The organism is Pseudomonas cichorii, from assembly GCF_018343775.1.
In the GTDB taxonomy this organism is placed as follows: Bacteria; Pseudomonadota; Gammaproteobacteria; order Pseudomonadales; family Pseudomonadaceae; genus Aquipseudomonas; species Aquipseudomonas cichorii.
The window spans coordinates 3319585-3337905 of the sequence record NZ_CP074349.1; the positions used below are offsets into that span (position 1 = coordinate 3319585).

General features: G+C 56.8%; 16 protein-coding genes and 1 tRNA gene. 12 read left to right on the plus strand and 5 right to left on the minus strand.

What is annotated here, in order from left to right; genetic code table 11:
• The first annotated feature begins 2 nt into the window (after positions 1-2).
• Both KGD89_RS13860 and KGD89_RS13865 read left to right on the plus strand, forming a co-directional pair.
• Entirely contained in the window at positions 3-1160 is a 1158-nt protein-coding gene (locus KGD89_RS13860) for a beta-ketoacyl-ACP synthase III (protein WP_025260375.1), read from the plus strand.
• A 35-nt stretch (positions 1161-1195) separates the two neighbouring features.
• Complete coding sequence (locus tag KGD89_RS13865) at positions 1196-2257, plus strand: methyltransferase (protein ID WP_025260376.1); 1062 nt, start codon at positions 1196-1198, stop codon at positions 2255-2257.
• Between the two features lie 106 nt (positions 2258-2363).
• On the opposite strand, the gene KGD89_RS13870 is transcribed toward KGD89_RS13865, so the two are convergent.
• The 5 genes from KGD89_RS13870 to KGD89_RS13890 all read right to left on the minus strand — a co-directional run bounded on the left by KGD89_RS13870 (position 2364) and on the right by KGD89_RS13890 (position 6198).
• A tRNA-Gly gene (locus KGD89_RS13870) sits at positions 2364-2439 on the minus strand.
• Between the two features lie 61 nt (positions 2440-2500).
• Positions 2501-3061: a CDP-diacylglycerol--glycerol-3-phosphate 3-phosphatidyltransferase gene (gene pgsA, locus KGD89_RS13875; RefSeq protein WP_025260377.1), complete on the minus strand. Its 561-nt coding sequence runs from the start codon at positions 3059-3061 to the stop codon at positions 2501-2503.
• Between the two features lie 32 nt (positions 3062-3093).
• Positions 3094-4917 (minus strand): excinuclease ABC subunit UvrC, encoded by a 1824-nt coding sequence (gene uvrC / locus KGD89_RS13880; RefSeq protein WP_025260378.1) that lies wholly within the window; start codon positions 4915-4917, stop codon positions 3094-3096.
• A gap of 2 nt (positions 4918-4919) precedes the next feature.
• Complete coding sequence (gene gacA, locus KGD89_RS13885; protein ID WP_025260379.1) at positions 4920-5564, minus strand: response regulator transcription factor GacA; 645 nt, start codon at positions 5562-5564, stop codon at positions 4920-4922.
• A gap of 268 nt (positions 5565-5832) precedes the next feature.
• Complete coding sequence (locus KGD89_RS13890; protein ID WP_025260380.1) at positions 5833-6198, minus strand: helix-turn-helix domain-containing protein; 366 nt, start codon at positions 6196-6198, stop codon at positions 5833-5835.
• Between the two features lie 82 nt (positions 6199-6280).
• Between KGD89_RS13890 and KGD89_RS13895 the strand changes: the two genes are divergently transcribed.
• The 10 genes from KGD89_RS13895 to KGD89_RS13940 all read left to right on the plus strand — a co-directional run bounded on the left by KGD89_RS13895 (position 6281) and on the right by KGD89_RS13940 (position 18292).
• Positions 6281-6514 carry a DNA-binding protein gene (locus tag KGD89_RS13895; RefSeq protein WP_074569075.1) on the plus strand — a complete coding sequence of 78 codons (234 nt, stop codon included), beginning with the start codon at positions 6281-6283 and terminating at the stop codon, positions 6512-6514.
• A gap of 705 nt (positions 6515-7219) precedes the next feature.
• Positions 7220-8299 carry a 3-deoxy-7-phosphoheptulonate synthase gene (locus KGD89_RS13900; protein WP_025260381.1) on the plus strand — a complete coding sequence of 360 codons (1080 nt, stop codon included), beginning with the start codon at positions 7220-7222 and terminating at the stop codon, positions 8297-8299.
• A gap of 84 nt (positions 8300-8383) precedes the next feature.
• Positions 8384-8665 (plus strand): peptidylprolyl isomerase, encoded by a 282-nt coding sequence (locus KGD89_RS13905; protein ID WP_002553340.1) that lies wholly within the window; start codon positions 8384-8386, stop codon positions 8663-8665.
• A gap of 181 nt (positions 8666-8846) precedes the next feature.
• The gene (locus tag KGD89_RS13910) at positions 8847-10715 is read left to right on the plus strand and encodes an extracellular solute-binding protein (RefSeq protein WP_025260382.1); all 1869 of its coding nucleotides are present in this window, start codon (positions 8847-8849) and stop codon (positions 10713-10715) included.
• On the plus strand, positions 10716-11780 hold the full coding sequence (locus KGD89_RS13915; protein WP_025260383.1) for a microcin C ABC transporter permease YejB: 1065 nt from the start codon (positions 10716-10718) through the stop codon (positions 11778-11780). It abuts the gene before it with no gap.
• On the plus strand, positions 11780-12802 hold the full coding sequence (locus KGD89_RS13920; RefSeq protein WP_025260384.1) for an ABC transporter permease: 1023 nt from the start codon (positions 11780-11782) through the stop codon (positions 12800-12802). Before KGD89_RS13915 ends, KGD89_RS13920 begins: the two co-directional genes overlap by 1 nt.
• Before the next feature lie 41 nt (positions 12803-12843).
• Complete coding sequence (locus tag KGD89_RS13925) at positions 12844-14421, plus strand: ABC transporter ATP-binding protein (protein WP_025260385.1); 1578 nt, start codon at positions 12844-12846, stop codon at positions 14419-14421.
• Between the two features lie 52 nt (positions 14422-14473).
• Entirely contained in the window at positions 14474-15886 is a 1413-nt protein-coding gene (locus tag KGD89_RS13930; RefSeq protein WP_025260386.1) for a sigma-54 interaction domain-containing protein, read from the plus strand.
• Positions 15887-16128: 242 nt separating this feature from the next.
• Entirely contained in the window at positions 16129-17520 is a 1392-nt protein-coding gene (locus KGD89_RS13935; protein WP_025260387.1) for a GntP family permease, read from the plus strand.
• A gap of 10 nt (positions 17521-17530) precedes the next feature.
• Positions 17531-18292 carry a 3-hydroxybutyrate dehydrogenase gene (locus tag KGD89_RS13940; protein WP_038399888.1) on the plus strand — a complete coding sequence of 254 codons (762 nt, stop codon included), beginning with the start codon at positions 17531-17533 and terminating at the stop codon, positions 18290-18292.
• Positions 18293-18321: the final 29 nt, after the last annotated feature.

An 18321-nucleotide genomic window follows, 5' to 3' on the forward strand; every position in this document is an offset into this window, starting at 1 on the left:
TCATGAGCTCATCAGTCTATATCAACCGCGCCGCTACTTTTTTGCCTGGCGCACCTGTCTCGAACGATGACATGGAAAATATTCTTGGTACCGTAGCAGGCAAAACTTCACGCGTGCGGCAGAAAATCCTGAAAAGTAACGGAATCCGAAACCGTCATTACGCAATTGACCCGGCAACTCATCGACTTACCCATAACAACGCACAGCTCACTGCCGAGGCGGTTCGCAACCTCAGGATTGAAAACCCAGTGTTATCAACCCTGGAATTACTCTGTTGCGGCACCAGCAGTCCGGATCAGATTTTCCCAAGTCACGCCTCGATGGTGCATGGAGAGCTTGCCTGTCCACCCTGCGAGCTGGCTTCATTCAGCGGAGTCTGTCTCTCTGGACTGTCTGCAATCAAATACGGATACGTGTCGATTCTCTCAGGCTTGAGGCACCAGGCCATTGCAACGGGTTCTGAACTGGCGTCCACATTCATGCAGGGAAAACATTTCACGGAAGAATCCGAATCAGCTATTCATGAACTGGAAGCACAGCCTGAAATCGCGTTCGAGAAAGACTTTCTCCGCTGGATGTTATCGGATGGGGCAGGCGCGGTGCTCTTGAACGACAAACCGAATCCAAGCGGTATTTCTCTGCGGATTGACTGGATCGAGATACTGTCCTATGCCAATTTACTACCGGTCTGCATGTATGCAGGAGCGATAAAAAATAAAGACGGAACACTGACAGGATGGCGAGAGTTCAACTCGTACAAGGAGCTGGGCGAACACTCCGTATTCGCTATAAAACAGGACGTCAAACTTCTCAATGAACATGTTGTGAACATTACCATTGCCAAAGGGCTTCAGGATATTCTTGAGAAAAGAGCACTGACACCGGAAGAGATCGACTGGTTTCTACCACACTACTCCTCCAAATTCTTTCGCCAGCGGATTTACGACTCCTTGAAATCCATAAACTTCGAAATACCCGATGAGCGCTGGTATACAAATCTGGAGCGCGTCGGAAATATCGGAGCAGCTTCCATCTATTTCATGCTTGCAGAGCTTCTCAACAGCGAAAAGCTGAGCAATGGCGATAGCATTCTGTGTTTCGTTCCTGAAAGCGGGAGATTTTCAACGGGTTTCATGAAAATGACAGCCATTTATCAGTAATGGGCATACATACCCTCTCTTAACAGAGCTTTCACATGAAAAATCACTCACGAAAAAACGCACTGTCAGCGGCCGAGATGCCCTGCCCGCATTCATCCGAAATGCAATTATTGAATTTGATTACCGGAGCCTGGGCGTCTCAAGTCATATATGCCACAACCCAATTCGGATTGATCGATAAAATACAAGAAGGCACTCACAGCACAGAAGGCCTGGCGTATGGACTAGGGGTCAGGGAAAAGGAACTGCATCGCTTACTGGGCGCAATCGAGGCATTTGGACTTATCAGCGGATGCGCCAAAAACCATATTGAACTGACGGAGATGGGCAGTTTGCTTTGCTCCAACAGAAGCAACTCGCTTCGTCCACTTGCACTGTTCTGCGCCCAAGGCTGGCACGTAAAAACCTGGGAGCATTTACTCCAAAGACTGAATCTGGAAAAACCGGCATTTGACCACATCATGGGAATGCCACTGTTCGACTATTTGCAGGGTACTCCTGATGACAGGGCCTTGTTTGATAGCGCCATGGACAGCCTATCGTTACTCTGGGGACCAAAGATAGTTCAACACATGAATCTTTCAGACGCGAAATCCGTCATTGATATTGGAGGCGGGAGAGGTATATTTCTTGCTGAAATCCTGTCACAACACCATCATCTGGAAGGCCGCCTGCTCGACCTGCCCGAAGCTCTCGAACAGGCTCGACACACTCCATATCTCCAGGACTTTATCTCCCAGGGTCGCTGCAAATTGATTGAGGGTTCATTTTTCGACAGATTCTCTACCTCGGCTGACACCCATGTAATGAAATTCATCATGCATGATTGGGGGGATCAAGAGGCTCTGACAATACTGGAGAACAGTCGAAATGCGTTATCGGTGGATGGGCAGCTTTTTATTGTGGAGCAGATCATTGATCCGGCTAAAAAATCACCCTTCACGCAACTCTGTGACATTGAGATGCTGCTCTTTGGTAACGGAAAGGAACGTACCGCAGAGGAGTTCTGCAGACTGATCGAGCACGCCGGCTTCACGGTTGAAGACATCAGTGAAACCGCTACACCCTTTTCGATCATCCAGGCAAAACCACACTGAACCTCTCAGACGGGAAAAGCAGGGGAAGATGAAAGCGGGCAGGCACAGCCTGACAGAAAACACACAAACAAAAACGCCACTCTATTGAGTGGCGTTTTTGTGAATCTGGAGCGGGAAACGAGACTCGAACTCGCGACCCCGACCTTGGCAAGGTCGTGCTCTACCAACTGAGCTATTCCCGCTTGGTGATGGCCGCCATTCTATACGCTGGCGTTTATTCGTCAAGCCCTTGATTCAAAAAAGTTATTTCTTTTCGGCGGTGGTTTTCAGGTGAGGCCAGGCGGCTCTCAGATACTGGACCATCGACCACAAGGTCAACCCTGCTGCAATCAGCAGCAATGCATAGCCGAGGATCACCCAGAAGGTGACCGCAGGCGGGTTGGCCAGCAGGATGACCAGCGCCAGCATCTGCGCGGCGGTTTTCCATTTGCCCATGTTGGACACGGCCACCTGGGCCCGTGCGCCGATTTCGGCCATCCATTCACGCAATGCCGAGATCACGATCTCACGACCGATAATCACGGCAGCCGGCAGGGTCAACCACAGGTTGGCGTGGGTCTGAACCAGCAGAACCAGCGCGACCGCCACCATCAGCTTGTCTGCCACCGGATCGAGAAAGGCGCCAAATGGCGTGCTTTGTTCGAGACGACGTGCCAGATAACCATCGAGCCAGTCAGTCGCAGCGGCAAAGGCGAACACGCTACTGGCCGCCATGTAGCTCCAGTGATAAGGCAAATAGAACAGCAGAATGAAGATCGGGATCAGTAAAACACGCAGAACGGTAATCAGATTAGGGATATTCATCGGCACAACTGGCTACGAGGTGAGCGAGCATTCTACTCGCTGTGCAGGTTTGCATAAATCGACTCTGCCAGCTTTTTGCTAATTCCGGGTGCTTTTGCTATTTCATCGATGCTCGCACGGGCCAATTCCTGCAATCCACCGAAGTGTTTGAGCAGATCCCGGCGTCGGGTCGGGCCTACGCCAGCCACGCCTTCGAGGGTCGACGTGCGGCGTGTCTTGCCGCGTCGGGCACGGTGACCGGTGATGGCGAAGCGGTGAGCCTCGTCGCGAATCTGCTGGATCAGGTGTAAAGCGGGAGAATCGCCCGGCAAGGTGAACTCGTGGGCGGCATCATTGAGGTACAGGGTCTCGAAACCGGCCTTGCGGGTCGTGCCCTTGGCCACGCCGAGCAGGATCAGGTCGGGAACCGCCAGTTCGTTCAGTACATCCCGGGCCATGGACAGTTGCCCTTTACCACCGTCCACCAGCAGGATATCGGGCAACTTGCCCTCGCCGTCCTTGATTTTGCTGAAGCGTCGGGTCAGGGCCTGATGCATGGCGGCATAATCATCGCCCCCCGTGACACCCTCGATGTTATAGCGCCGATAATCGGACTTGATCGGCCCTTCAGGACCAAAGACCACACAGGACGCCACGGTCGCTTCGCCGCTGGAATGGCTGATGTCGTAACACTCTAGCCGTTGAGGCGGCTCGTCGAGCTTGAGAACCTTTGCCAGCGCCTCGAATCGCGAAGCCACATGCTGACGATTGGCCAGACGTGCGCTCAGAGCCTGTTCCGCATTGGTCACGGCCAGTTGCTGCCAGCGCGCACGGGTGCCACGAACCCTGTGGCTGATGGTCATCTCGCGGCCACGGGACTCTTCGATGGCATCGATCAGCGTCGGGAAGTCCTCGTGGACCACATTGACGATGACCTCGCTGGGCAATTCACGGTCGACGCCACCCAAAAAGTACTGGGCCAGAAAGGCCGACATCACTTCACCGACCTCCTCTTCTATACCAACCTGCGGGAAGAAGTTCTTGCTGCCCAGTACACGCCCGCCGCGCACACTGATCAGATGCACACAGGCGCCGCCCGGATTCACGAACGCTGCCACCACGTCCACATCACCGGTCCCGCCTTCCATGCTTTGCTGATCCTGAACCCGACGCAGCAAGGCCACCTGATCACGCAGTTCGGCAGCCCGCTCGAAATCCAGGGCCATGGCGGCCTTTTCCATGGACTCGTTCAGCTCATCGGTCAGGGCATTGCTGCGCCCTTCGAGAAACATCACCGAATGACGCACGTCTTCGGCATAGACCTGCGGCTCCACAAGCCCGACACACGGCCCCTTGCAGCGCTTGATCTGGTATTGCAGGCAAGGCCGGTTACGGTTCTTGAAGTAGCTGTCTTCGCACTGGCGAACCAGAAACGTCTTTTGCAGCAGGCTCAGGCTTTCACGAATCGCACCTGGGCTTGGATAAGGCCCGAAGTATCGCCCCTTGGCCTTCTTGGCACCGCGATGAATGCTCAGGCGCGGAAACGCACCGTCGGACAGAAAGACATAGGGATAAGACTTATCGTCGCGTAACAGGATGTTGTAAGGAGGCCGCCACTCCTTGATGAGGGTCTGCTCCAGCAACAGCGCTTCGGTTTCGTTGGCCGTGATGGTGGTTTCAATCTGGGCGATGCGGGCAACCAGCGCGCTGGTCTTGGGTGCAAGGCCGGTCTTGCGAAAATAGCTGGCCAGGCGTTTCTTGAGGTTCTTGGCCTTGCCGACATAAAGAAGCTGGGCATGAGTATCGAACATGCGATAGACGCCAGGACGGCCACTGCATGTTGCAAGAAACGCACTTGGATCAAACGATTGGGTCATGTTCAGGCGCTGGCATCAACCATGCCGTGACGTACAGCCAGTAATGCAAGCTCGACATCGCTGCTGATCGAAAGCTTCTCGAAAATCCGGTAACGGTAGGTATTAACGGTCTTGGGTGACAAGCATAGCTTGTCGGAAATGGTCTGAACCTTCTGGCAGCCGACAATCATCAGGGCAATCTGGATTTCGCGCTCGGAAAGCAGATCGAACGGAGAATTGTTGACCTGTGGCTGAAAAGACTTCAATGCCAGTTGCTGAGCAATCTGCGGGCTTATGTAGCGCTGACCGGCAAATACAAGGCGAATGGCCTGCACCATTTCCGCAAGCCCTGCCCCTTTGGTCATGTAGCCAGCTGCGCCAGCCTGAAGCAGGCGCGTCGGGAAAGGGTCTTCCTCGCACACCGTAACGGCAACGACCTTGATCTCGGGATGGCTGCGCAGCAACTTGCGAGTCGCTTCAAGACCTCCGATGCCAGGCATCTTGACATCCATCAGCACGACGTCAGGCTTGAGTTCCCGGGCTTTCTTCAGGGACTCCTCGCCAGAGTCAGCCTGACCGACAACCTGCAAGCCATCTATGTCGGCAAGCATGCGGGTGATGCCTGTGCGGACAAGATCATGGTCATCGACAACTAGCACCCTAATCAAGCAGACACCTCACGCAACAGTCATAACGAATGCCAGCCACCATAACAAAAACCATGAGTCAGACCTAGCGCCTGTTGCCGTTTCAGTACAAAGCCGATTACCGCACTAATCCCTGCAGACCAGAAAGTGGGGGAAATCGTGCAGAAACGGCAGCACAGGACAAGATCCGCATCACACGGATACGTGGAAAGCGTTGCCAACAAACTATCACTAACCTCTTAAGACGCCAGTGTTTTTTCGCAAAAGCGCTTGATTGGCAGATCTGCCATCAATGATCATCAGGCAACGACTTGTTGTGAATGGTGTAGGACGCCGACAGTTCGGCCAGAGTGATGGTCAATCGGCTTATTGCATCCTGATCCTCCTTGAGTAAGGTTCTGTAACTTCCCAATACTTTTTCTTCGGCGCTACTGAGATTATCGATGGGAACAGGCGTAGGCATCCCGGTCAACACGTAAAGGACATCGACACCCTTGGCCGCTACCGCGGCTAGATAGTCAGCCTTTGGCGCACGATCGCCACTCTCGTATTTCCCCTGAGCATTAGCCTCCACGCCACCGATTTCACCAAAGGCGCGTTGAGAGAGCCCAAGACGCTCCCTTTCTTTTCTCAATCGATAACCGATTCCACTCATTTGAATGCATAACCTTGTTGACCCCATCCTTACGAATGGTAGAATCCAGACAGAATTAAACTTATTTGAACGGTTTTGAACTATGCCCGGAATACGTACTGCTGCACAAGCCAAGGCTTGGCTCGAACAACAGGGAAAATCGGTTCAAGAATTTGCTCGGGAAAACGACATTGACCCGGCAACTACTTACCAAGTATTGGCTGGCCGCAAGAAAGGCCGTCGCGGAGAAGCCCATAAAGTGGCGGTTTTACTGGGTATGAAGATAGGCGTCATCCCTTCGCACAGCAGTGACCCAGCACAAGAGACTGAAAGCTGAGAATATCTCCCGGTCCAACATCTGCAATTAATAAACAAACAATCCGACTGTCGGTGTCGACTTTTCTGACAGAACCTGTCCATAGAAAAACCTGCCGTTTAAACCTTGATCTCTTTTAATGGCCAGCGTTCATGAAGGCCCGCACACGGACGCCAATTAAGTCGATTGAATTTTCCAATTGAATCAGGCCATTCGCCTACGGTAAGCTCGCGCTCAACCTATGGAGACACATCATGTTGCCATCCGCCTCATCACAGCCTTTGCATCCTGCCAGCGTTGAACGCTCGGTAGCAGGCGCGGCTGCGCGGGCTGCCTCGGTTGGTGTCTGCCTGCCGGTCAACGTTTATTACGGGTATTGGTTTAGCCACTGGCGCGCCTGATACCCAAAAGGCGCCCAGATTCAGGGGACGCCAACCAGAGAATTCTCTACCCCCGGTCGGCTACCCGACCGGGGGTTTTGTTTTTTGGGGCTCTCGAAAGCCCGATTGAATCCACATGAGGAATACGACATGAACACCACTTTCTATTACCGCAACGACATCGACTTCGCCTGGCGATTTAGCAACCTCCGTTCGGGACAACCAGCCGCCTCCGATCGGTCACTGCCAGGTGGCAACCTCACACGCACAGCCAGTCAGGCCAATTGTCGAACACCCCAATAGGGTCTTGCGCGGGAACATGCCCGCCAGCCCAGGAAACCAGATCATGAACTCGTCCGTTGCCGTAAAACCGTCCGACCTGTCCAGCAATGTCACTCTGCTCGACAACACGCCCGCTCCAACGCGCCTGCCCAGTACTCTCGAGCTGAAAAGCCGTCTGCCACTGACCGCCGCCCTGAACGAACAGGTCGCAGCCCACCGCCGTGCCGTGCGCTCGATACTGACCGGGGAAGATTCCCGCCTCCTGGTGATCGTAGGTCCCTGCTCTCTTCACGACCCGCAATCAGCCCTTGAATACGCCGAACGCCTGGCCAGCCTGTCCGCCGAAGTCAGCGATCAGATGCTGCTGGTGATGCGCGCCTACGTCGAAAAGCCTCGCACCACCGTAGGCTGGAAAGGCCTTGCCTACGATCCGCAGCTCGATGGCAGTGACGACATGGCCGCCGGCCTCACCCTGTCACGCCAGTTGATGCGCGAAATGCTGCTCATGGGCCTGCCGGTTGCCACAGAGATCCTGCAACCCATGGCAGCAGGCTACTTCGATGATCTGCTCAGTTGGGTGGCCATTGGCGCACGCACCACCGAATCCCAGATCCACCGGGAAATGGCCAGCGGCCTGCCCATGGCGGTAGGTTTCAAGAACGGCACCGATGGCGGCGTAGCAGTGGCCAGTGACGCGATGCGTTCGGCAGCTCACCCCCATCGCCATTTCGGGATGGATCGTCACGGTCATCCGGCGATCATCGAGACTCAGGGCAACCCGGACACTCATATCGTCCTGCGCGGCGGCCATCGCGGCCCCAACTACGACAGCCAGAGCGTTGCCCAGGTGCGCGCCAGCCTTGAAAAGAACCGGATTGCGTCAAGGATCATGGTCGATTGCAGCCACGCCAACAGCGGTAAAGACCCGCTACGGCAGCCACAGGTGTTCAATGACGTGCTTGAACAACGCTTGCAGGGCGACAAATCGTTGATCGGCATGATGCTGGAAAGTCACCTGTTCGATGGCTGCCAGCCCTTGAGTGAAACGCTTCAGTATGGGGTTTCGGTGACCGATGGCTGCCTGGGCTGGGAAGGCAGCGAGCAGTTGCTGCGCCAGGCGGTGGACCGGTTGCGCTACAGGTAATCGCTTCTCGATGAACTTTTATCAGGAAATGCAGCCTTGATTCCGGTAGGCTCTTTCTTTTTTTTTCACAGGAGATACTTTCCCATGGCTAAAGCCACTGCCCGCCACATCCTTGTTTCGAGCGAAGAGAAATGCAACGAACTCAAGGCTCAGATCGAAGGCGGCGCTGATTTCGCTGAAATCGCCAAGGCCAACTCCAGCTGCCCGTCGAGCCGTCAGGGCGGCGACCTTGGGTCGTTCGGTCCAGGCCAGATGGTCAAGGAATTCGATACCGTCGTATTCAGCGCGCCAGTCAATACCGTGCAAGGCCCAGTGAAAACCCAGTTCGGTTATCACCTGCTGGAAGTGACCAGCCGTCAGGACTGATCCTGATTCGCTGAGGCACATGGAACGGCTCATCTTCGGATGGGCCGTTTTCATTTGTGCCCCCTTCACAAGCTCCCGTCTTTATTGACAATTACGGTTACAAAGCCCCTTGCGATCCGGTACCTTGGCGCATGCCTTCAACCCTGATGTTCATTTGCGAACCTCAGTCAGGATTCAAGTAATGCGTTCTGTTTTCTTACCACTGCTAACTGCACTGCTGGTGCTGATCACGGGCTTTCAACAGGTGCTGGCGGCGCCGCAGCATGCCTTGACCGTCTATGGCGAGCCGCCGCGCTATCCTGCCGGCTTCCAGCATTTCGACTACGTGAATCCCGAGGCGCCCAAAGGCGGCAGCATGCGCCGCTCGGCAACGGACATCGGCCAGTTCGACCATCTGATTCCCTATATCGATAAAGGCATAGGGGTCACACAGATCAGCGGCATGCTGTATTCACCCCTGGCCGTCAAATCCCTGGACGAGCCCTACACGGTATACGGGCTCATCGCACAGAAAATGGAGCGCCTGGAAGACGGTATGTCCCTGCGCTTCTATCTTGACCCACGCGCAAGCTTTGCCGACGGCACGCCGATCACGGCCAGTGACGTGAAATACACCTATGAGTTGCTGATGACGCAAGGCAGCCTGCAATACCGCACCCGCTTTGAAGCGGTTAAGGGTCTGGAAGTGGAATCCGAAAGCCGGATTCGCTTCGACTTCAAGAATAATGACAGCCGTACCCTGCCCCTGGATCTGGCCTCGTTGCCTGTGTTTCCCGAGCATTGGTGGAAAACCCGTGACTTTGCCGGTGGCGCAGGCTTCGAGGTTCCACTGGGCAGCGGCCCTTACAGGATCAGCCATGTGGATCCGGGGCGTAGTATCACCTTCGAGCGTAACCCGAACTGGTGGGGCAAGGATCTGCCGGTCAATAAAGGTATGTACAACTTCGACCGATTCAGTATCGAGTACTTTGGCGATACCGATGTAGCGCGGCAGGTGCTCAAGGGCGGCGCCTACGATTACAACCGCGAATACTCGGCAACCGGTTATTCGATTCGCTACGACAGCCCGGCGCTCAGCGAGGGCCTGTTGCAAAAGGCGCATCTGGCCAAGGGAGCGGTCCAGAGTACGCAAGGCTTCGTCTTCAACCTGAATCGCCCGATGTTTCAGGACCGCCGCGTGCGTCAGGCGCTGTCTCTGCTCTGGGACTTTGAATGGGCCAACCGGCAGATGATGCGCAATATGTACATCCGCCAGGACAGTTATTTCTCGAACTCGGAACTGGCCGCCAGCCAATTGCCGACACCTGCCGAACTGAAGATTCTCGAGCCCTTGCGTGGTTCGATTCCCGACGAAGCCTTCACGACGGTCTTCAAGAACCCGAAAACCGATGGCACGGGGTTTATACGCGACAAACAACTGCAAGCGCTGGCGCTATTGCAGGAAGCTGGCTGGAAACCCAAGGGCGATCAACTGGTCAACGCCCAGGGCGAGCCGCTCAGCTTTACCTTCCTCAATGGTCAACCGGGTTTCGAGCGTCTGCTGCTGCCTTACAAGCGCAATCTGGCGCAGATCGGTATCCACTTCGATGTGCGGCGGATCGATGCGGCCCAGTATCTGAACCGTGTCATGGCCCGTGATTACGACATGATCGTGACCGGTTATTCGGTGTCGACTTCACCGGGTGCGGACCTCTATAACAGCTTTGGATCGAAGGTGGCCAACGACCCCGGCTCCAGCAATTACATGGCGTTGCAAGACCCCGCCGTGGACACCTTGATCGAAGGCCTTGTAAAAGCGGGCGACAAGGCGACCATGACCGACTACGCCCATAGCCTGGATCGGGTGTTGCAATGGAACTACTACTGGATTCCCAACTATTACCCGCCGGGCTCCTCCACTGTCTGGTGGAATCGTTTCGGTATCCCGAAAATCCAGGCCAGCAACAGCGAAGCCATCGAAACCTGGTGGGAAGTCAGCCCCACTCCGCTCAATAACGAGCAATTTGCAGCAAAACGCGGCGCTTCAGCCCTTGTTTCGGAGATGAAGTGAATGCTCGGTTATATCTTGCGCCGCCTGCTCCTGATCATTCCCACGCTGTTGTGCATTCTGCTGGTCAACTTCTTTATCGTGCAGGCCGCTCCCGGTGGCCCCGTGGAGCAAGCCATCGCCCGTCTGCAAGGCATCGGTAACAGCAGTGTTGGCGCAGGCGCGACAGAGTCGGTCAACACCGGTCAATCAAGAGCTTCCCGTGGCCTTGATCCCAAGCTGATCAAGGAGATCGAGCGTCAGTACGGCTTCGACAAACCGCTGCACGAGCGGTTATGGCTGATGCTGAAAAACTACGCACGCCTGGATTTCGGTAACAGTTTCTTTCGTGGAACCACGGTGACCGATCTGATCCTGCAAAAGATGCCGGTTTCCATTTCTCTCGGACTCTGGGCAACGCTGCTGACGTACCTGATCTCGATTCCGCTGGGCATTCGCAAGGCGGTCAGGCACGGCAGCCAGTTCGATATCTGGAGCAGCACCGCCATTATCATCGGCTACGCCACTCCGGCCTTTCTGTTTGCCATGTTGCTGATCGTGGTGTTCTGCGGCGGCACCTCGCTGCACTGGTTCCCGGTGCGCGGCCTGGTTTCGGATGATTTCGACCAGCTCTCGACATGGGCCAAGATCGCCGATTACTTCTGGCATCTGGTGCTGCCGGTATCGGCGCTGGTCATCGGCGGATTCGCCTCCTTGACCCTGCTGACCAAGAACGCCTTCCTCAATGAAATCACCCGCCAGTACGTCACGACAGCCCGAGCCAAGGGCATGAGCGAGCGGCGTGTGCTGTACGGCCATGTGTTTCGCAACGCAATGCTGCTGGTGGTGTCCGGTATTCCCCAGGCATTTATCACTGTGTTCTTCGCCGGTTCGCTGCTGATCGAGGTGATTTTCTCCCTCGATGGCCTGGGGCGCATGAGTTACGAAGCCGCCGTTTCAAGGGATTACCCGGTGGTGTTCGGCTCGCTGTTCATCTTTACCCTGTTCGGCCTGCTGATAAAGCTGGCAGGTGATATCTGCTACACCCTGGTCGATCCGCGCATCGACTTCAGCGCGAGGAATGCCTGATGCGCAGGCTTTCTCCGCTGGCTCAACGCCGCCTGGAACGCTTTCGCGCCAACCGTCGGGGCTGGTGGTCGCTGTGGCTGTTCTGTGCGCTGTTTGCACTGACACTGGGCGGCGAACTGATCGCCAATGACAAACCGTTGGTGGTGAGCTATCAGGGTTCGCTCTACTTCCCGGTTCTCAAGCGCTATACCGAGCAGGAATTCGGCGGGGAACTGCCCTTCCAGCCCGATTACCGCAGCGAATACGTGCACACGCTCATCGCCAAGGGAAATGGCTGGATGGTGTTTCCAGCGATTCCGTTCAGTGACGACACGCCCAATTACGACCTGGCGCTCCCGGCCCCCAGCCCGCCCTCGCCCACCAACTGGCTGGGCACCGACGATCAGGCTCGGGATGTGCTGGCGCGGGTCATCTTCGGGGCGCGGGTGTCGATCCTGTTTGCCTTGATCCTGACCGCCATCAGCGCACTGATCGGCATCGCGGCCGGGGCACTGCAAGGTTATTACGGCGGCTGGGTGGACCTGATCGGTCAGCGTCTGCTGGAAGTCTGGTCAGGTCTGCCGGTGCTGTACCTGCTGATCATCCTGTCAGGCTTCGTCGAGCCCGGTTTCTGGTGGCTGCTGGGCATCATGGCGCTGTTTTCCTGGCTGACCCTGGTGGATGTGGTGCGCGCCGAATTCCTGCGCGGTCGTAACCTGGAATACGTCAAGGCAGCCCGCGCCCTTGGGCTGGGTGATCGCAAGGTGATTGTGCGGCATATCCTGCCCAACGCCATGACCGCAACCCTGAGCTACCTGCCGTTTATCCTGACCGGAGCCATCTCGACCCTGACGGCACTCGACTTCCTGGGCTTCGGCATGCCGGCTGGCAGTGCTTCGCTGGGCGAACTGATCGCTCAGGGCAAGCAGAACCTGCAAGCGCCGTGGCTCGGGCTGACAGCCTTTTTCGCCCTGGCGTTGATCCTGACGCTGCTGGTGTTCATTGGTGAAGCCTTGCGTGATGCGTTTGATCCCCGATCTTGATCCGCGATCTTGATCCCCCCGATTTGATTCGAGACCCTGAAATGTCAGAAAAGCTGATCGAAATACGCAACCTGAACATCGCCTTCGGTGAGCAGAAGGTCGTCAGCAACCTGAGCCTCGATATCTGCGCGGGGGAATGCCTGGCACTGGTGGGCGAATCCGGATCGGGTAAATCCGTCACGGCCCACTCGATCCTGCAATTGCTACCCAAAAAAGGCACGACCAGCACCGGCAGCATCACCTATCGCGGCCAGGAACTGATCGGTGCCAGCGACCGGACCTTGCGTGAGTTGCGAGGCAATCGGATTGCCATGATTTTTCAGGAGCCCATGACGTCCCTGAACCCGCTGCACACCGTCGCCCGGCAGATCGGCGAGACGCTGCTCCTGCATCGCGGCATCAGTGGACGCGAGGCTGAGTCCCGAATCATAGAGTTATTGGAGCTGGTGGGCATCCAGCAGCCGCAAAAGCGCCTCAAGGCCTACCCTCACGAACTGTCCGGCGGCCAACGCCAGCGGATCATGATCGCAATGGCTCTGGCCTGCGAGCCGGAACTGCTGATTGCCGATGAGCCGACCACCGCACTGGATGTGACCGTACAGCGCAAGATCCTGTTGCTGCTCAAGGAACTGCAACAGCGCCTGAACATGTCGCTGCTATTGATAAGCCATGATTTGAATCTGGTGCATAGCGTCGCCCAGCGGGTTTGCGTGATGCGCGCCGGTGAAATCGTCGAGCAGACCGATTGCCAGTCACTGTTCAAATCGCCACAACACCCTTACAGCCGCCTGTTGCTGGATGCTGAGCCTGCGGGCGAGCCGCTGCCACGGGATACCCGGGAAAAGGTGCTGGAAGTCGAGAATCTGCGCGTCTGGTTTTCCCTGGCGGGCGGTATCCTGCGTCGGCACAAGGAGTATCTGAAGGCCGTCGATGATGTCAGCTTGAGCATCGAGCGTGGCAAGACGCTCGGGATAGTCGGCGAATCCGGTTCGGGCAAATCGACACTTGGTCAGGCAATCCTGCGCCTGCTGGAGTCTCGTGGCAGTATCCGCTTTCGAGGACAGGCTCTGGATGGCTTGAGTCAGAAGCAGATGCGCCCATGGCGTAAAGAGATGCAGGTGGTGTTTCAAGACCCTTACGGCAGTCTCAGCCCGCGCATGTCAGTGGCGCAAATCATCAGCGAAGGCCTGGAAGTCCACCGAAAACTGGACGCACAGCAATGTGAGGCAGAAGTGATCCGGGCGCTGGAAGAAGTCGGCATCGACCCGCAAAGCCGCCATCGCTATCCCCATGAGTTTTCCGGCGGCCAGCGCCAGCGTATTGCGATTGCCCGGGCCCTGGTGCTCAAGCCAGCCTTGATACTGCTCGACGAGCCCACTTCGGCGCTGGATCGTACGGTACAAAAACAAGTCGTTGCACTGCTGCGCGACCTGCAGGAAAAACATGGTCTGACCTATCTTTTCATCAGTCATGACCTGGCCGTAGTCAAGGCGCTGGCCCATGATCTGATCGTGATCAAGGACGGCAAAGTGGTCGAGTACGGCGCCAGCCACACCATCTTCGATTCGCCTCAGCATCCTTACACCAGGGAATTGCTGGCGGCAGCGCACCCAGGATAAAAACAGGCATTCTGTTCGGCCAGACGCCGGGGTCAAATGACGGAACACCCCAATGAAAGAGAACACTCTCAGCGACTACCAAAACATCCAGCGCCTTGCGACCCGCTCCCTGTTCGAGATCATCGAACAGTCCAGTGAAGGCACGGTGATCGTCGACAAAGAGGCGCGCATCGTCTGGATCAATGAACGCTACGCCCGTCGCTTTGGCCTGCAGGATGCAAGCCTGGCCATCGGGCAACCTTGCGAAAGCGTGATTCCCGGCAGCCTGCTGCGCCAGGTGGCCAACAATGGGCAACCGATCCTGCTGGACATGATGGATACCGCCAAAGACCCGCTGGTGGTCATGCGCCTGCCGATCCATGACAACGCCGGCTCGGTGATTGGTGCCATCGGTTTTGCCCTGTTCGACCAGTTGCAGACCCTGTCCCCCCTGCTCAAGCGTTACCTGAGCATGCAACAGGAACTGGCCAGCACGCGCTCGCTGCTCAAGGCCCGGCAGGCAAAATACAGCTTTGCGCACTTCATCGGCATCAGTGAGGCAACCCTGGAAGTCAAACGCCGTGCCCGACGCAGTGCCAGCACCGATTCCCCGGTCTTGCTGCTGGGTGAAACCGGCACCGGCAAGGAACTGCTTGCCCATGCCATCCATAACGCCTCGCCCCGCGCCGACAAGCCTTTCGTCAGCATCAACAGCGCCGCGATCCCGGAAGCCCTTCTGGAAGCCGAATTCTTCGGCACAGCCCCCGGCGCGTTTACCGGTGCCGTGCGCAAAGGGCGTTCGGGCAAATTGAAAATCGCCCAGGGCGGCACGCTGTTTCTCGATGAGATAGGCGACATGCCGCTGGCGCTGCAAAGCAAATTGCTGCGGGTGTTGCAGGAAAAGGAATACGAACCCGTAGGTTCCAACGAAGTGTTCCAGAGCGATGTGCGCGTGATAGCCGCCACTTCCATCGATCTGGAAGCAGCCATCAAGCGGGGGGAATTTCGCGCCGACCTTTACTATCGCCTGAGCGTCCTGCCGATTCAGGTTCCGCCCTTGCGCGAGCGCCTGGAGGATTTGCCGGTCCTGAGTGAAACCATCCTCGAAGAACTGCACAGCCAGCACGAACTGGAAGGCAACGCGCTGAAGCTGCTGGCCCAGCATGCCTGGCCCGGCAATATCCGGGAATTGCGCAATGTGCTGGAGCGTGCGGCCTTGCTCAGCGACGACCTGCAACTCACGGTCCAGGACATCCACAGCGCCATCGGCACCCTGCTGCCGGTCAGCGCCAGCAACCACCGCGATAGTCAGACTCATGTCCACGAAACCTTCAGCCAGGCCCGCAAACGCTGTGATCGGCAGTTGATTGAAAGCGCTTTGCTGCAGTGCGCAGGAAATGTAGTGCAAGCAGCCCAGCAACTGGGCCTTGGCCGCTCAACCCTCTACAAGAAGATGGCAATGCTGGGGATTGCCGAGTCTCAATAAAGAGAACCAAGTCTCCTTTAAGAGACAATCCCCCCATAGGAGCGAATTCATTCGCGAAAGATCGGTTTTCGCGAATGAATTCGCTCCTACGGGGCGGCGGTAGTCTCTGTTGTGAGATTACCGGCTGCATGTATTTAAATAATTTCCTTTAATTTCAATAAGTTGAATATCTGGCACGAATCCCGCTATAGCCCTGCGGCGGCCTGACCGCACCCATAAAACAATAACAACAGGAGATACCCATGAGCGTAATCATCGCTTTGGCGGCGCTCGCGCTGCTGATGCTCGCAGCCTACCGTGGCTATAGCGTCATCCTCTTTGCCCCCATTGCCGCGCTGGGTGCGGTATTGCTGACCGATCCTTCGGCGGTGGCACCTGCTTTTACCGGGCTGTTCATGGACAAGATGGTCGGCTTCATCAAGCTGTACTTTCCTGTGTTCCTGCTGGGTGCGGTGTTTGGCAAGTTGATCGAGCTGTCCGGATTCTCCCGTTCCATCGTGGCAGCCGCCATCGGCGTGCTCGGCACCCGCCAGGCCATGCTGGTGATTGTGCTGGTCTGCGCCCTGCTCACTTACGGCGGCGTGTCGCTGTTCGTCGTGGTATTTGCGGTCTATCCGTTTGCCGCCGAAATGTTTCGCCAGAGCGATATCCCCAAAAGACTGATCCCGGCGACCATCGCCCTGGGCGCCTTCTCGTTCACCATGGACGCCCTGCCCGGCACGCCGCAAATCCAGAACATTATCCCCACCACCTTTTTCAACACCACCGCCTGGGCCGCGCCGTGGCTGGGCCTGATCGGCACCGTATTCGTATTCAGCGCTGGCATGCTGTATCTGCAGCGTCAGCGCAACAAGGCTGCACGTACCGGCGAGGGTTATGGTCATGACCTGCGCAACGAGCCGGAGACGGCAGCCGACCTGAAGCTGCCCAACCCGTGGATCGCACTGTCGCCGCTGATACTGGTGGGAGTCATGAACCTGCTGTTCACCTGGTGGATTCCCCAGTGGTATGGCAAGACTCACACCCTGGCGCTGCCGGGCATGGCGGCGCCGATTCAGACCGAAGTCGCCAGGCTGACAGCGATCTGGGCGGTTGAAGCCGCACTGCTGACTGGCATTGTGATGGTGCTGATATTCGGCTTCAGCGCCATTCGTTCCAGACTGGCCGAGGGCAGTAAAAGCGCAGTCAATGGCGCATTGCTGGCGGCCATGAATACTGCATCCGAATACGGCTTTGGTGCTGTCATCGCTTCATTGCCAGGGTTTCTGGTACTGGCCAACGCCCTGAAAAGCATCCCGGATCCGCTGGTCAATGAAGCCATCACTGTGACCTTGCTGGCCGGGATAACAGGCTCGGCTTCGGGTGGCATGAGCATCGCTCTGGCAGCCATGTCGGACAGTTTCATCGCAGCCGCCAATGCCGCGAATATTCCACTGGAAGTCCTGCACCGGGTGGCCGCCATGGCCAGCGGCGGCATGGACACCCTGCCCCACAACGGCGCGGTCATCACGCTGCTGGCCGTGACCGGGCTGACCCACCGTGAAGCTTATCTGGACATTTTCGGCATCACTATTATCAAGACACTGGCGGTTTTCGTCGTGATCGCAGCGTTCTACGCCACTGGCATCGTTTAAGGAATCGATTATGAATCTGCAAGGAAAAACCGCACTGGTCACCGGCTCCACCAGCGGCATCGGTCTGGGCATTGCACTGGTGCTGGCAAAAGCCGGTGCAAACCTGGTGCTCAATGGTTTCGGAGAAGCTTCGGCGGTGATCGCACAGGTTAAACAGTTTGGCGGCCGTGTTGGCCATCACCCGGCGGATGTCAGCGACCCGGCCCAGATTGCCGACATGATCGCCTATGCCGAACGCGAATTCGGCGGTGTCGACATTCTGGTCAATAACGCTGGCATTCAGCACGTGGACGCTGTGGAGGACTTTGCCGTCGAGCGCTGGGACTCGATCATCGCCATCAACCTGTCATCAGTGTTCCACACCACGCGCCTGTGCCTGCCCGGTATGCGCAGCAAGGACTGGGGACGCATCATCAATATCGCCTCGGTTCACGGGTTGGTGGGCTCGACCGGCAAGTCGGCCTATGTCGCAGCCAAACATGGCGTGATCGGCCTGACCAAAGTGGTGGGTCTGGAGACAGCCCGCAGTAATGTCACCTGTAACGCCATCTGCCCCGGCTGGGTCCTGACGCCGCTGGTGCAGCAACAGATCGACAATCGCAAAGGCGACCCGGATCAGGCACGGCGTGACCTGCTGGCCGAAAAACAGCCTTCGCTGGATTTTGTCACGCCCGAGCAATTGGGCGAGCTGGTGTTGTTTCTGTGCAGCGAAGCGGCAGTTCAGGTGCGCGGGGCCGCCTGGAATGTGGATGGCGGCTGGCTGGCACAATAAGACGGCGTAGGAGCCAATTCATTCGCGAA